The sequence below is a fragment of the Mitsuaria sp. GD03876 genome, assembly GCF_029840635.1.
Taxonomy (GTDB): domain Bacteria; phylum Pseudomonadota; class Gammaproteobacteria; order Burkholderiales; family Burkholderiaceae_C; genus Roseateles.
Window position 1 is genome coordinate 1 of the sequence record NZ_JAOCCU010000016.1, and the last position, 15,357, is coordinate 15,357.

General features: G+C 71.0%; 9 protein-coding genes. 6 read left to right on the top strand and 3 right to left on the bottom strand.

What is annotated here, in order from left to right:
• The first annotated feature begins 2 nt into the window (after positions 1–2).
• The 3 genes from hutH to N5D62_RS12010 all read left to right on the top strand — a co-directional run bounded on the left by hutH (position 3) and on the right by N5D62_RS12010 (position 10,252).
• Positions 3–1,529, top strand: coding sequence for a histidine ammonia-lyase (gene hutH, locus N5D62_RS12000; RefSeq protein WP_279758046.1), 1,527 nt, complete (start codon positions 3–5; stop codon positions 1,527–1,529).
• Between the two features lie 48 nt (positions 1,530–1,577).
• Positions 1,578–2,948 carry an alpha/beta hydrolase-fold protein gene (locus N5D62_RS12005; RefSeq protein ID WP_279758047.1) on the top strand — a complete coding sequence of 457 codons (1,371 nt, stop codon included), beginning with the start codon at positions 1,578–1,580 and terminating at the stop codon, positions 2,946–2,948.
• 194 nt (positions 2,949–3,142) lie between these two features.
• Positions 3,143–10,252: an Ig-like domain-containing protein gene (locus N5D62_RS12010; protein ID WP_279758048.1), complete on the top strand. Its 7,110-nt coding sequence runs from the start codon at positions 3,143–3,145 to the stop codon at positions 10,250–10,252.
• A gap of 18 nt (positions 10,253–10,270) precedes the next feature.
• Here the strand turns inward: N5D62_RS12010 and clsB are convergent, their stop codons facing one another.
• The 3 genes from clsB to nudB form a co-directional block, all read right to left on the bottom strand.
• Positions 10,271–11,545 (bottom strand): cardiolipin synthase ClsB, encoded by a 1,275-nt coding sequence (gene clsB / locus N5D62_RS12015; protein ID WP_279758049.1) that lies wholly within the window; start codon positions 11,543–11,545, stop codon positions 10,271–10,273.
• Complete coding sequence (locus N5D62_RS12020) at positions 11,542–12,249, bottom strand: endonuclease/exonuclease/phosphatase family protein (RefSeq protein ID WP_279758158.1); 708 nt, start codon at positions 12,247–12,249, stop codon at positions 11,542–11,544. The genes clsB and N5D62_RS12020 overlap by 4 nt, the downstream gene beginning before the upstream one ends.
• A gap of 119 nt (positions 12,250–12,368) precedes the next feature.
• Complete coding sequence (nudB, locus tag N5D62_RS12025) at positions 12,369–12,890, bottom strand: dihydroneopterin triphosphate diphosphatase (RefSeq protein WP_279758050.1); 522 nt, start codon at positions 12,888–12,890, stop codon at positions 12,369–12,371.
• 303 nt (positions 12,891–13,193) lie between these two features.
• Here nudB and N5D62_RS12030 point away from each other — a divergent pair, with 303 nt between their 5' ends.
• The 3 genes from N5D62_RS12030 to N5D62_RS12040 are packed head-to-tail and all read left to right on the top strand — an operon-like array spanning position 13,194 to position 15,100.
• Complete coding sequence (locus tag N5D62_RS12030) at positions 13,194–13,607, top strand: hypothetical protein (protein WP_279758051.1); 414 nt, start codon at positions 13,194–13,196, stop codon at positions 13,605–13,607.
• Positions 13,608–13,609: 2 nt separating this feature from the next.
• Positions 13,610–14,176 (top strand): cell division protein FtsI, encoded by a 567-nt coding sequence (locus tag N5D62_RS12035; protein WP_279758052.1) that lies wholly within the window; start codon positions 13,610–13,612, stop codon positions 14,174–14,176.
• Between the two features lie 54 nt (positions 14,177–14,230).
• Positions 14,231–15,100, top strand: coding sequence for a flagellar basal body L-ring protein FlgH (locus N5D62_RS12040; RefSeq protein ID WP_279758053.1), 870 nt, complete (start codon positions 14,231–14,233; stop codon positions 15,098–15,100).
• Positions 15,101–15,357: the final 257 nt, after the last annotated feature.

A 15,357-nucleotide genomic window follows, 5' to 3' on the forward strand; every position in this document is an offset into this window, starting at 1 on the left:
GGCTGACGCTGGAGCAGCTGCGCCGCATCCGCGCCGGCGACGTGACGCTGGCGCTGCACGCCGACGCCTGGCCGACGATCCGCCGCGGCGCCGCGGTGGTGCAGGCCGCCGCCGCCGGCGACGAGCCGGTCTACGGCGTCAACACCGGCTTCGGCAAGCTGGCCTCCAAGCGCATCGGCAAGGACGAGCTGGCCGCGCTGCAGCGCAACCTGATCCGCTCGCACTGCGTGGGCGTGGGCGCGCCGCTGGCGCCCCAGGTCGTGCGGCTGATGCTGGCGACCAAGGCCGCCTCGCTGGCGCGCGGTTTCTCCGGCGTGCGCGAGTCGGTGGTGCAGGCCATCCTGGACGCCTTCAACGCCGGGCTGGTGCCCTACGTGCCGGCGCAGGGCTCGGTCGGCGCCTCGGGCGACCTGGCGCCGCTGTCGCACATGACGCTGGCGCTGATGGGCGAAGGCGAGATGCTGGTCGACGGCCAGCGCAAGCCGGCGCTGGCGGCGCTCGAGAAGGCCGGGCTGAAGCCGCTGGTGCTGGAGGCCAAGGAAGGCCTGGCGCTGATCAACGGCACGCAGACCTCGACCGCGCTGGCGCTGGACGCGCTGCTGCGCTTCGAGACCGTCTACGCCACCGCCGTCGTCAGCGGCGCGCTGAGCCTGGACGCCGCGCGCGGCAGCGATGGTCCCTTCGATCCGCGCATCCACGAGGTGCGCGGCCAGCCCGGCCAGATCGAGGCGGCGGCCGCCTACCGCGCGCTGCTGGCCGGCAGCGCGATCCGCCAGTCGCATCGCGACGGCGACGACCGCGTGCAGGACCCGTACTGCCTGCGCTGCCAGCCGCAGGTCATGGGCGCCTGCCTGGACCAGTCGCGCTACGTCCGCGACGTGCTGCTGCGCGAGGCCAACGCGGTGACCGACAACCCGCTGGTGTTCACGTCGGAGCACGGCCCGGCGGCGATGGTCTCGGGCGGCAACTTCCACGCCGAGCCGGTCGCGCTGGCCGCCGACGCGCTGGCCTGCTCGATCGCCGAGGTCGGCGCGATCGCCGAGCGCCGCATCGCGATGCTGATCGACACCGGGGTGTCGCGCCTGCCGCCGTTCCTGACGGACAACGCCGGGCTGAATTCCGGTTTCATGATCGCCCACGTCACCGCGGCCGCGCTGGCCAGCGAGAACAAGTCGCTGGCGCATCCGGCCAGCGTGGACAGCCTGCCGACGTCGGCGAACCAGGAGGACCACGTCTCGATGGCGACCTTTGGCGCGCGCCGCCTGGCCGCGATGCTGGACAACACGGCGCACATCGTCGCGATCGAGCTGCTGGCGGCCGCGCAGGGCGTGGAATTCCTGCGCCCGCTGCGGAGTTCCGCGCCGCTGGAGGACGTGCACGCGCTGCTGCGCGAGCGCTGCCCCGCGATGCCCACCGACCACTACCTGGCGCCGGACATCGAGCGCGCCTTCGCGCTGGTCAACGACGACGGCCCGCGCGGTCCCGCGGCGCTGCTGCGCGCGCGCACCGAGATGGTCGTGCTGGACTAACATCCGAGGCCTCGGCGGGCCCGGCCCGCCTCCTCCTGGCGAGTCCGCATGACCCACACCGCCTCGACGGCGCGCCCACCGCGCGCCGTTTTCGCTTCCGCCCTCCCCGCGCCGGAACGCGCATCGCCCGCGCTTGTCCGCTTCGTTGCCGCGCTGTTGCTGCTGGTGGCGGCGGTGCTGACCGCGCCGCGGGCCTTCGCCGCGACGCGGGTGGTCTTCGAGATCGACATGCGCGCCGAGATCGCCGCGGGCCGCTTCGATCCGGCCAAGGACGTGGTCGGCGTGCGCGGCGGCGCGGCGCCGCTGAACTGGTCGCAGTCGCTGATCGCGCCGGCGATCGGCCTGCGCGAGGGCTGGTACGGCGCGAGCGTCGTGTTCGAGCGCGTGCCGCCGGGCGGCAACGTGCCCTACAAGTTCCACGTCGACCGCCCGGGCCGCCAGTTGCCCGACGGCGTGTGGGAGGACGGCCAGAACCGCTCGCTGGAACTCGTCAGCGACGAGTTGCGCGTCGCGCGGGCCTTCAACGATCCGGGCGCGCCGGTGTCGCTGAGCCGCGCCGGCACCATCGAGCGCCTGGCGCCGCTGCCGGAGCGCTTCGTCGCGGCGCGCGCGGTGCAGGTCTGGCTGCCGCCGAACTATGAGCGCGACACGCAGCGCCGGTATCCGGTGCTGTACCTGCACGACGGGCAGAACGTGTTCGACGCGGCGGCGGCGGGCGCCGAATGGCGGGTCGACGAGACGGCGCAGGAACTGACGGTCTCGGGCCAGATCCAGCCGATGATCATCGTGGCGGTGTCCAACTCGCCGGCGCGCGTCGACGAGTACACGGCGACCGCGCGCACGCATGAAGGTGTCTCGCGCGGCGGCAAGGCGCCGGCCTATGCCCGCTACCTGATCGAGCAGCTCAAGCCCGCGATCGACGCGCGCTACCGCACGCAGCCCGACGCGGCGCACACGGCGGTGGGCGGTTCGTCGCTGGGCGGGATCATGAGCCTGTGGCTGGCGGTGCACCACGGCGACGTGTTCGGCACGGCGCTGGTGGTGTCGCCGTCGCTGTGGTGGGACGATGAATTCCCGATCCGCGACACGAAGACGACGCCGCTGCCGATGTCGGTGCCGCGTCCCAAGCTGTGGCTGGACATGGGGACCGGCGAAGGCCCCGACGCCATCCCGCAGCTGCGCAAGCTGCGCGGCGTGCTGGAGGCGCGCGGCTGGGCGAGCGCCGACCTCGGCTACCTGGAGGCGCAGGGCGCGACGCATGACGAGGCCAGCTGGGCCGCGCGGGTCGAGCCCATGCTGCGCTTCGTCGATCGGCAGTTCAACGCCAAGCCGGGCCGGTCCAATCGCGAACAGCGCGATCCGTTCCCGAGCGGCGTGCGGCCGTCGATGCCGCCGGGGCCGGGGACGTACAACCAGTGAGGCCCGGGGCCGTCGGCCTGAAGGGGGCGAATGACCCTGCGTTCGATCAAGGCATTTTTCCGTTGACCTCCTGATGGGGGATGGCGACGCCTCATAGGCGCTAGTTGATGGGGGGACTGCCGACTCATTGATGTCATGGCAGCGCGATGACCGGGTGGTCAGACTGCGCGCCATTTCCCTTCAACGAGTCCGCCATGAGCCAACATCGCCCCCTGCAGTCCTCGAACCTTCCTGCCGCCGACGGCACGTCGCTCCCGGTCAAGGAGACAGCGGCACGGCGACCGAAGCGCCTGCCAGGCGAGGCGGAGGTGACCGAGGCCCCGGCCGGCACGCCGGCGACGCCGGCGGAGGCGCTCGCGGAAGACGTCGGGGCCGCCGAGGGCGGTTCGGGCGTGGCGGAGGGGATCGTCGGCGAGGCATCGGGGACGGTGCAGGCGGCGTCGAGCCTCGGCATGTCGGCGGTTTCCGGGATCACGGGACTGGCGATGGGTGGGGTGATGCTCGGCAGCGTCGCCGCTGTCGCGGGAAGCGTCTCGGGCCAGGAGCTGGCGAAGCCGCTGCCGTCTGAGCCGCCCGAACAAGTCGTCAAGCCGTCGAAGCCGGGACAGACGACGCCGGCGGTCGAGCTGCCGGTGTCGCCGATGCCGCCGGTCGAGGCGCCTGCACCGCCGGCGCCGCCGACCGAGCAGCCCGCGGTGGTCACCTCCACCGGCACCGACGCCATCAACGCCAGCGGCGGCGTGCAGGTCTCCGTGCCGAGCGGCAGCAACTGGGAGTTTTCCACCGATGGCGGCGTCACCTGGAAGCCGGGTGCAGGCTCAGCCATCCCTGGCTCGGAACTCCAGGAGGGCGATAACAAGATCCAGGTTGCCGTCGTCGATGCCGCTGGGAATCGCGGTCCGGCCACCACCATCCCGGTGATCGTGGACAACGCGCCGCCGACGGAAAAACCAGCCGTGGTCACCTCGACCGGTACCAGCGCGATCAACAACGCCGGCGACCTGCAGGTCTCCGTGCCGAGCGGCAGCGACTGGCAATTCACCACCGACGGTGGCACGACCTGGAAGCCGGGTACCGGCACCACCATCCCGGCCGGCGAGCTCCAGGAAGGCGATAACAAGATCCAGATCGCCGTCGTCGATGCCGCCGGCAATCGCGGTCCGGCCACGCCGATCTCGGTGACCGTGGACAACACGGCACCGACCGAGAAGCCCGCTGCAGTCACCTCGACCGGCACCGAGGCCATCAACAGCGCCGGCGGCGTGCAGGTCAACGTCCCGAGCGGCAGCGACTGGCAATTCACCACTGACGGCGGCGCCACCTGGAAGCCGGGCTCCGGCTCCACCATCCCTGGCTCCGAGCTCAAGGAAGGCGCCAACCAGGTCCAGGTTGCCGTCGTTGATGCCGCCGGAAATCGCGGTCCGGCCACCACCATTCCGGTGACCGTGGACAACACGCCACCCACCGAGAAGCCTGCCGCAGTCACCTCCACCGGCACGAGCGCCATCAACAACGCCGGCGGTGTGCAGGTCAACGTGCCCAGCGGCAGCGACTGGCAATTCACCACCGACGGCGGCACCACCTGGATGCCGGGGACCGGTTCCACCATCCCCGGCTCCGAACTCAAGGAAGGCGACAACCAGATCCAGGTTGCCGTCGTCGATGCCGCAGGGAACCGCGGTCCGGCCGCCACCATCCCAGTGACCGTGGACAACACGCCACCGACCGACAAGCCTGCGGTGGTCACCTCGACCGGCACGAGTGCCATCAACAACGCCGGCGGCGTGCAGGTCAACGTGCCGAGCGGCAGCAACTGGCAATTCACCACCGACGGTGGCACGACCTGGAAGCCGGGCTCCGGCTCCACCATCCCTGGCTCCGAGCTCAAGGAGGGTGACAACACGATCCAGATTGCCATTGTCGATACCGCCGGCAATCGCGGCCCAGCCACGCCGATCTCGGTGACCGTGGACAACACGGCACCGACCGAGAAGCCCGCTGCAGTCACCTCGACTGGCACCGAGGCCATCAACGCCAGCGGCGGCGTGCAGGTCTCCGTGCCTAACGGCAGCAACTGGCAATTCACCACCGACGGCGGCACGACTTGGAAGCCGGGCAACGGCTCCACCATCCCGGCCGGCGAACTCCAGGAAGGCGATAACAAGATCCAGATCGCCGTTGTCGATGCGGCCGGCAATCGCGGCCCAGCCACGCCGATCTCGGTGACCGTGGACAACACGCCTCCGACGGAGAAACCTGCGGTCGTCACCTCGACAGGCAACGCCGCCATCAACAACGCCGGCGGCGTGCAAGTCTCCGTGCCGAGCGGCAGCGACTGGCAATTCACCACCGACGGCGGCACCACCTGGAAGCCGGGCTCCGGCTCCACCATCCCTGGCTCCGAGCTCAAAGAGGGTGACAACACGATCCAGATTGCCGTCGTCGATACCGCCGGCAATCGCGGTCCGGCCACCACCATCCCGGTGACCGTGGACAACACGCCCCCGACCGAGAAGCCTGCGGTGGTCACCTCCACCGGCACCAGCGCCATCAACAACGCCGGCGGCGTGCAGGTCAACGTCCCGAGCGGCAGCAACTGGCAATTCACCACCGACGGCGGCGCCACCTGGAAGCCGGGCACCGGCTCCACCATCCCCGGCTCCGAACTCAAGGAAGGCGACAACCAAATCCAGGTCGCCGTCGTCGATGCCGCAGGCAATCGCGGTCCGGCCGCCACCATCCCGGTGACTGTCGACAACACCCCGCCGACAGAGAAGGCCACCGTGGTTACCTCCACTGGCACGGGCGCCATCAACAACGCCGGCGGCGTGCAAGTCAACGTCCCGAGCGGCAGCAACTGGCAATTCACCACCGACGGTGGCACCACCTGGAAGCCGGGCACCGGCACCACCATCCCTGGCTCCGAGCTCAAGGAAGGCAGCAACCAGGTCCAGGTCGCCGTCGTCGATGCCGCGGGCAACCGCGGTCCGGCCGCCACCATCCCGGTGACTGTCGACAACACCCCGCCCAGCGCCTTGAAGGCCGCATTGAAGGCGGATACCGGCGCGGATCCTTCCGATCGCGTCACCAGCGACGCGACCATCCGGATCGACGGGCTAGAGAGCGGCGCCAAATGGCAGTACCGCGTGGACGGCGAGCCGGGCTGGCACGACGGCGTCGGCAACGAACTACCCGGCAGCGCGCTGACGGATGGCAAGCACACCCTGTCCTTCCGTCAGATCGATGCCGCCGGCAACGTGAGCACGGTCCTGCCTTTGGACATCACCGTGGACCGCAGCGCCCCGGCCGTGGACCTGAGCGCCGCGCACGACGCGCAATCCCGTCTCGACCTGATCGCCAGCGAAACCCAGGTCAAGACCGGCGTCGCCCTCACCGCCACCACCGCCGCGCTCGCGGACAGCGACATGCGCGCCTTGACCGTGCGCCTGGGCGGCGCGGCGCTGGACGTGACGCGAGACCAGCTCGTCCTGGACAAGGCGCTCGACCTCCGGGTCTCGAGCCGCGCCGACAACGTCGCCATCGGCGGCATCGCCGGCCTGTCCTACACCTACGACGCCGCGACCCGCACGCTCACCGTGACCCGGTCCGACGGCCGCGTCTTCTCGGGCGAGGACGCCTCGATCATCACCAACGCCACCAAGCTGCGCGACCCCACCGGCACGTCCGTGCCGGGCGAACGAACCGCCACCATCGGCTACGAGGACCTCGCCGGCAACACCGGCGCCCAGGCGACGGTGACGCTGACCGTGGACTCGCGCCGCCCGGTGCTGGACCTCAACGGCCCGCTGCCCGGCCAACAGACCCAGCTGGCCATCGCCAGCCTGGCCGCCCCGGTGTCGCTGCTGGGCGCGCAGGCCAGCGTTTCCCATGCCAACCCCGGCGCGGGCTTCTCGCGCGTGACCATCGCCGTCTCCGGCAGCGGCGCCAGCCGGGACGACGCCCTGTTGATCGAGCACGCCGGCACGACCACGCGCCTGCCCGCGGGATCGAGCGAAATCGTCGTCGACGGCGTGCGCTGGCAGGTCACCCAGACGGCGGACAACCACGTCTTCCAGCGTCCCACCGGCGAGGCGCTCGCCACCGCGGCCCAGGTGCAGGCGCTGTTGCGCGGGCTGCAGGTCCAGAACACGTCGTCGCAGGCCACCGAAGGCGACCGGTCCTATGCGATCAGCATCAGGGACCACTTCGGCTACACCGTGTCGTCCACCGCGACGATCACGCTCGACGCGACCGCGCCGGTGCTCAACCTGGCCGCCGCGCACGCCGGTCCGGTGACCCGCTCGATCGCCGCCGGCACGCCCTGGGTCGTCGCCGTCGCCTCCGCCAACGCCGCCACCGTCGTCGAGTCCGGCGGGGTGACCCGGCTGGAGGTCCGCTTCGCCTCGACGGATCCCAAGGCGCTGGACGGCGTGACGGCCGGACACGCGGAACACGTGGGTTTCTCCGACGGCAACGACAGCGACGGCATGACGGACCGGTTGCGCATCGGCGAAGCAGGCACGCTCACCGCGATCAATCCCTTGTCCCGCAAACCCGTGGTGCTGACCATGACCGGCGCCGACCATCGCACGCTCACCATCACCTCGGACACGCCGCTGACGCAGGAGGAGGCGTCGATCGTGCTGCGCCTGCTGCGCTACGGCGCGCAGGCCGACGCGGTCAACGGCGTCCGCGAGATCACGGTGCAGGCGTTCGACATCGCGGGCAACGGGTCCACGCCGGCGACGTCGTCGATCACCGTGTCGACCGCCGGCACGCCGACGATCTTCCTGGACCCCGCCGCCGATACCGGTCTCTTCCTCAACGACAACGTGACCCAGCGCGACGGTTCCGCGGGCCGGCCACTGCTGCTGACCGGCACGGCCGCGCCGTCCTCGACGGTCACGCTGTTCGACGACATCAATCGCAACGGCCTGATCGATGCCGGCGAAAGCCTCGGCAGCGTCCAGGCGGGCGCGGACGGGACCTGGCGGCTCGACACGCTCTCCCAGCCCCCGCTCGCCGACGGCGAACATCACCTGCGGATCAGCGCTGGCGGCATCACGTCCGCGCCCTTGGACCTGACCGTGGACACGCGGCCGCCGGCCAGCGTCTTCGCGTTGGGCAACGCGACGCTGCTGCGGCCGGTGCTGTCGGGCATCACCGACCCGAACACGCCGGTCACGGTGGAACTCGACACGGACGGCAACGCCGGCAACGGCTACGAGGTCCGCTACCAGGTGCTCAGCGACCGGGTCGGCCACTGGAGCGTGGACACCGCCACGGCCGCGCCGATCGCCGGCCAGGCCTTCGCCTACGCGGACGGCGCGAAGGTGCAGGCGCGCGTCACGGCGACGGACCTGGCCGGCAACACCACCGTCACGACCTCGACGTCCACCGCCTACCGGTCCCTGTTCGACGTCTCCGACTCGCACGTGATCGAGGGCACCGGCGGCGAGCGCGAGATGGTGTTCGTCGTCACGCGCTCCGGCGACGTGAGCACGGCCGGCTCGGTCGACTACGCCGTCGACACGGCCGCGAGCTCCGCGCGCGCCGACGCGGCGGGCGCGCCCGCGGACAACGACATCGCCGGCGCGCTGAACGGCCGCGTCGCCTTCGCGGCGGGGGAAACCTCCAAGCTGGTGAAGTTCACGGTCAAGGGCGACCACTTCCGCGAAGTCAACGACAAGCTGGTCGTCAACCTGAAGTCGGCCACCGGCGGGACGATCGGCGACGGCGTCGGCGTCGGCAACATCAATGAAATCGATGTCGACCAGCTGCAAGCCGCCTACGGCCTGCGCGACCTCAGCCCGCAACGCAACGACTTCGCCATCCGCGTCCGGCGTTCGTCGGACAACGCCGAGCGCGACATCGGCTTCGACGTCAACGGCGACCTGGACCAGCAGGCGCTGCTCGACTTCGTCGGGCGAGGTGCCGGCGACAAGGGCTTCGTGACGCGCTGGTACGACCAATCCGGGCACGGTCGCGACATGTACCAGGCGAATGCCGCGAAGCAAGGGGTGATCGTCGACGGTGGCGCCGCCGTGAGCCGTTCCGATGGGTCGCTCGCGATCAGCTTCAACAACGACCGCAACGGCTGGCACGACGATTACATGGTCGCGGACGGGGTCGCCGGATCCGACTGGAAAAGCGTGGCCGTCTACGCGAAGGTGCAGTCGGAAGGGACGAGCTCCGGGACCTTGTTCAACCTGGGTGATACCAATTCCGCCCGGCTGAGCAGCCACTATCCCAACGTCAACACGGTCAACCACAGCGAGAACGGCTACATCTTCGACGTGGACAACATCGGCGACGGACGACTCACACGCGTCACGCCGGTCGGGAGCACCATGCTGCAGAACGCCAATGACATCGTCTTCGAGGCGCACAGCGGCCAGGGTGCAGGATCCGCCGATCTGAACTACACCGACGCCGCGCAAGCGATCTTCGAGAACGGCGTCGCGGTGGCCGCCGATGGCATGGTGGGGGATCGATTCCCCACCTCCTCCAAATGGATCCTGGCACGACACGCCGAAGCGGGTCCGAACTCGGAACGCCACCAACAGGCGATGTACAACGAATTCCTCGTCTACCTCGCCAAGGACAACAGCTCGCCGACGGCCAAGTCGCTGGCCGGCACCTCCGGCGCGGACGCGCTGACCTTCTCCGGCGAAGCGATCCAGGGCATCAGCGGCCTGGCCGGCCAGGACACGCTGTACCTCTCCGGCGCCAACCACCTGAACCTGTCCAGCCTCGCCCAAGGCATGACCGGCATCGAGCAGATCCGCATGGACAACGGCGCGGCCAACACGCTGACGCTGGACAGCGCGACCCTGGCGCGCAACGGCGCCAGCACGCTGACCGTCACGATGGACGCTGGCGACCAGGTCGTCTTCAACGGCAAGGCGATCTCCCACGACACCGACCGCATCGACACGCTGGTGTTGGGCAGCCGCTTCGGCGAGGTCCTCGTCGGCACCGGCGGGCGCGACCTGATGATCGGCGGCGCCGGCGCGGACGTGTTCCTCTGGCTGCCCGGCCAGGGCGGCGAGAAGCGCATCGCCGACTACAGCGCCGCGCAGGGCGACACCATCGACCTCAGCGCGCTGCTGAAGAACTTCCAGGCGGGCAACGAATCGGCCTACATCCAGAAGGTCGCCAACGCGCAGGGCGAAGCGGTGCTGCGTGTCGACTGGGAAGGCCAGGGCCAGTTCGCGACGCCGGACATGACGATCTCGCTGCAGCAGGTCTCGATGGCCGAGCCCGTCAGCATCCGCACCGCCTCCGGCATCCTGGTCGTGTGACGCGCGGCGGCTCGCGGGTCAATACCGGCCCGTGAGCCCCGCCACCCGCAGGTAGACGTAGGCCACCCACGCCACCAGCGCCCGCCCGAGGACCCCGCGCCAGCCGCGGGCCTCGGGCCTTTCCACTTTCCGGGACCGCGCCACCGCCGCGTCGAACTCCCGCGCGACATCCCCCGCGAACGGCGCGTCGCGCACCACCACGTTGGCCTCGAGGTTGAGCAGCAGCGACAGCGGATCGATGTTGGAGCTGCCCACCGTCGCCCAGTCGTTGTCGACGACGCAGACCTTGGCATGCAGGAAGGCCGGCGTGTACTCGTAGATCGACACGCCGTGCCCGAGCAGCTCCTCGTAGAGCGCGTGCGCGGCCATCGCGGCGATCTTGTAGTCGACCTTGCCTTGCAGCAGCAGCCGCACCTGCACGCCGCGCTTCGCGGCGTCCTTCAGCGCGCGGCGGAAGCGCTGCCCCGGATAGAAGTAGGGCGTGATCAGGTCCACGCGCTGCGTCGCGCCGCGGATCGCCTCGACATAGGCGCGCTCGATCGTGCGGCGCTGGCGCAGGTTGTCGCGCAGCACGAAGGCCGCGCGCACCGGCGCCAGCCGGTCCGGATCGCGCCGGCGATGCTCGCCGCGCGGCATCCGGATGCGCCGCATCAACCGCTTGGCGCGCCGCGCCGGCGAGGCGCTGCGGATCATCGCGCGCATCTCGTCGCCGAAGTCGTGGCCCAGCCAGGCGCGGGTCCAGACCGCGCGCGCCGCCTGCTCGATGGAACGCACCGCCGGCCCGCCCACGCTCACCGCGAAGTCCAGCCGCGGCGTCTCGGTCCGGCCGTGGTGCAGGTCGACGCGGTCGTCGATGACGTTGATCCCGCCGACGAAACCGACCTCCCCGTCCACCACGCACAGCTTCTGGTGCAGCCGGCGCAACTGGCCGGGATGCAGCCAGTTCCACCAGCGGTCGATCGGCCGGAACACCGCCAGCGCCACCGGCGCGTCGTCGAGCTGCCCGCGCAGCCAGCCCAGGCTGCCCTTGGTGCCGAAGCCGTCGACGACCACCCGCACCCGCACCCCGCGCAGCGCCGCGCGGCGCAGCGCGCCGACCGTGGCGGCGCCGGCCTCGTCGTCATGAAAGATGTAGGTGGCGAGCCAGACCTCGTGCTGGGCGCGGTCGATCGCCTCGATCTGCGCCGGGAACAGCGCGTCGCCGCCGCACAGCAGCCGCACCGCGTTGCCGCCGGTGAAGCTGGGCTGGGACCCGAGGGTCCAGGGAAAGAGGGGTTCCTTGGGCCGCTTCAAGATTCCAGGACGAGTTCCGCCAGCAACGGCAGGTGATCGGACATGCGCGCCCAGGCCGGCCCGCGCGGCACCTTCATGTCCACGCAGCGCAGGCCGCGCGTGTAGATGCGGTCCAGCGAGAACACCGGCACCCGCGACGGGAAGGTCGGCAGCGAGCGCTTGGCGCCGGGCAGCATCGCGCGGCTCAGGCCGGTCCCGCGCATCGGTTCGTCCAGCCGCTCGCCCCAGTCGTTGAAGTCGCCCGCCACGACCAGCGGCGCGCCGTGCGGCACATGGTCCTCGATGAAGGCCGCGAGCTTCTGGATCTGCCGCACCCGGCTGCCGTGGATCAGCCCCAGGTGCGCGACCACCGCGTGCACCTCGGTGTCCTGCCAGCGCACCGGCACGTGCAGCAGGCCGCGCTGCTCGAAGCGGTGGTCCGAGACGTCGTGATGCCCGACGTCGCCGATCGGATAACGCGACAGCAGCGCGTTGCCATGCTCGCCGTGGCGCGTGACCGCGTTGGTGCGGTACGCCACCTCGTAGCCGTCGGGCGCCAGGAACTCGGCCTGGCCCTGCTCCGGCCAGCCGAACCAGGTGCGCTCGAACTGGCGCGCCTCGCGGTGGTGGAACAGCCGCACCTCCTGCAGGAACACCAGGTCCGCGTCCATCGCCTGCACGCCCATGCCCAGGTTGTGGATCTCCAGCCGCTTGCCCGGCCCCATGCCGCGCACGCCCTTGTGGATGTTGTAGGTCGCCACCCGCAACCGGCCGACGCTGTCCGCCGGCGAGGTATCGGTGGTGGCGGCATTGGCCACGGCGGCGTGGCGCGGCGTCCGGCGGATCATGGCGCCCCCCGGTGGCGAGGCAGTTGCAGGATGGCCTCCGCGTTGGACGGCGAGAAGCACAGGTCCGCCGCCTCGCGCCAGGGCAGCCAGCGGTATTGCAGGTGCTCGCGCGGCGCCAGCGTCACCGCGGTCCCGGCCGGCACGGTCAGGCCGAAGACATGTTCGGTGTTGCGGGTCACGCCCGGCGCGTAGCGATGGCGCCAGACCGGGTAGATCTCGTAGACGTTGGCCAGCGCCCAGTCGGCCAGCGCGCCTGGGGCCAGGTCTTGCACGCGGATGCCGGTTTCCTCGAGCACCTCGCGCCGCGCGGTCTCGTCGAAGGGCTCGTCGGGCGTGTCCTTCGACCCGGTCACACACTGCCAGAAGCCGGGCCGGTCGGCGCGTTCCAGCATCAGCACGTCGAGCGCCGCGGTGTGGATCACGACCAGGACGGATTCAGGAATCTTGAAGGGCCGCGCGACCGGCTCGGCGGTGGCCGGCAGCGGCGTGGCGGCGGGGGCGAGGGGCACTTCGCTCATAGCGGGCAAGCATATCCCAGGGTCATGGCGCGACCGGTGTGTGACGACCCCGGCACCGGGTCGACATGCACCTGCACGCACGCGACAAACAGACGACATGGACGGGCGCATCGCGGTCTCCGACACGCGCGCTGCCCGCGCCGGCAACGCTTGTTCACCGTCGCCGAACAACGCCGGCGGCAGATGTGCGGCAGGAAATATAGAAAGTTTGTAGAGACGCGCGGGGCCGCGGGTCATCGGGGCATCCGCCGTGCCGGCGCCCGGAAGAATGGCCCTCATCGCAACCACAGCCCTGGAGGGGTCATGACCACGGTCACCACCACGAACGGCACCGGCGCTCCGCCGGTCGCCTCGCGGCAGCTCGTCAACCGGCCGAGCGGCAGCTTCGAGATCAACGCGCGGGAATACGGCAGCGTCGCCGCCGGCGCCATCGGCCTGGCGCAGGCCGCGGTCCAGGGCGGGGAGAACGCCGTCAGCACCGTCGTGCATTGGAGCGAGGAAGGTCTGCAGGCGCTCGAGGACGGCGCCAAGGCCGTGGGGCAGGCGGTGTCGACCGGTGTTGGCGAGGCCAAGGCGCTGGCCGGCGAGGTCAAGGACGCCGTCGTCAGCGGCGCCGGCACCGTCATGAAGGAGGCCGGCGACCTGGGCAGCACCGTCGGCGGCTACCTGGCCGCGGGCGCCGTCGCCGGCAAGGCGCTGATCGACGAGATCCTCTGAGCATGCGCGCCGCCCTCGCCCGCCGGCTGCTCCGGACCGCCCTGCCCGCCGCGGCGGCGCTGGCCACGGGCGGCTGCACGCTGCTCAGCCCGATGCCCAGCATCGAGCTGGCCAAGGCCACGGCCGGCATGGCGACCGTGGCGATCGGCCAGGGGCCGGTGCATGCGACGCAGACGGTGTTCCACGGCGAGGCCCTGCCGCCGCGCGTGTGCATCGAATACAACCGCGCGCTCGCGCTGCCGGAATTCGTGCCGGCGCTGATCGCGGAGTTGCGCGAGCACGAGGTCCAGGCCCGCGTCTTCGAGCCCGGCGTACGCCCTGGGGACGAAGCCTGTCCGGCCTGGGTGCATTACCAGGGGCTGCAGCAATGGGACCGGCCGCCGCTGTCGGAGCAGATCCGGCCCTACCTGGCGCAGGCGACGCTGAGCCTGCACGACGCCGGCGGCCGGCTGATGGCCGCGAGCAGCTACCGCGCCGACGACGCGACGCTCGGGCTGGGGAAATGGGCGAGCACGCGCAACAAGCTCGCGCCGGTGGTGCGGGCGTTGTTGACCGGTTTCGAGGGCTGAGGACGGGCGCGGCGGGGGCCGCGACCCGGCGACGATCACATCGAGGAGGGAATCATGTCCAACGCTTCGAGCGTTTCCACGACCGCGCGCCGAGGCGCGTCGCCGTCGCTGTCGCCGTCGTCGTCGTCGTCGTCGTCGTCGTCGTCACCGTCGCCACGGCTGCGGCTGCGGCTGCGGCTGCGGCTGCGGCTGCTGCGGCTGTGGCTGTGGCTGCGGCAGCCGTGCCTGCGGCGGCCGTGCCTGCGACGGCCATTGCTGCCGCTGGCGCTGCTCGCCGCGCTGGCGGGCTGCGCCTCGCGCGAGCCGATGCTGGTGCAGGGGCCGGTGCAGGTGATGCCGGCGCCCGATGGCGCCTACGTCGAGCGCGTCAACAACGGCGCGATCTACCAGCCCGGCATGGCCGCGGCCTCGCTGTTCACCACCGAACGCCGGGCGCGCCAGGTCGGCGACTCGCTCAAGGTCGCGATCAGCGAATCGCTCAGCGCCACGCAGAAGAGCCATACCGACACCAGCCGCGACAACAAGCTCGCGGTGAAGGGGCCGGGCGGCTCCAGCAGCGTCGGCCTGATCGACCGGCTGCTCAAGGCGGACGCCAACGCCTCGGGCAGCGACTCGTACAAGGGCAGCGGCGACACCGAGGCCAGCGGCAGCCTCAGCGGGCAGATGGCGGTGTCGGTGATCAACGTGCTGCCCAACGGCCACCTGGTCGTGGCCGGCGAGCGCAGCATCGCGATGAACGGCGGCCTGCAGACGCTGCGCTTCTCCGGCGTGGTCAACCCGCAGGACATCCGGGTCGGCAACCAGGTGGCGTCGGCCGACGTCGTCAACGCGCGGATGGAACTCGCCGGCAAGGGCGAGGTCTCCGATGCCGCGCGGCGCAGCTGGCTGCAACGGGTGCTGACGTCGAGCCTCGCCATCTGGTAGCCGAGCGTCCGGCGCGGCGGCGGCTGCCGCCGGTTCGCCATCAGCGATCAAGCAGCGATCAAGCAGTGACTAGCAAGGACTTGCTAGTCATCGCCTGATTGGCGTCAGGCTAGGTCATGGAACGAACGGAACCGGATGCCGAGACTGCCGGCCATCCCGACTCCGATGGTTCCTGCCATGTCCGCACACCCCACTGCGAAAGCCCCGACGGCACCGGCCGTCTCCGCCTCCCGTCCGCTCGAGCGCAAGAGAACGCC

Coding starts and splice junctions, on each gene's coding strand:
- N5D62_RS12030 (WP_279758051.1), top strand. CDS start 13,194: ATGACCACGGTCACCACCACGAACGGCACCGGCGCTCCGCCGGTCGCC.
- N5D62_RS12040 (WP_279758053.1), top strand. CDS start 14,231: ATGTCCAACGCTTCGAGCGTTTCCACGACCGCGCGCCGAGGCGCGTCG.
- N5D62_RS12020 (WP_279758158.1), bottom strand. CDS start 12,249: ATGGGGCCGGGCAAGCGGCTGGAGATCCACAACCTGGGCATGGGCGTG.
- N5D62_RS12010 (WP_279758048.1), top strand. CDS start 3,143: ATGAGCCAACATCGCCCCCTGCAGTCCTCGAACCTTCCTGCCGCCGAC.
- nudB (WP_279758050.1), bottom strand. CDS start 12,890: ATGAGCGAAGTGCCCCTCGCCCCCGCCGCCACGCCGCTGCCGGCCACC.
- N5D62_RS12005 (WP_279758047.1), top strand. CDS start 1,578: ATGACCCACACCGCCTCGACGGCGCGCCCACCGCGCGCCGTTTTCGCT.
- N5D62_RS12035 (WP_279758052.1), top strand. CDS start 13,610: ATGCGCGCCGCCCTCGCCCGCCGGCTGCTCCGGACCGCCCTGCCCGCC.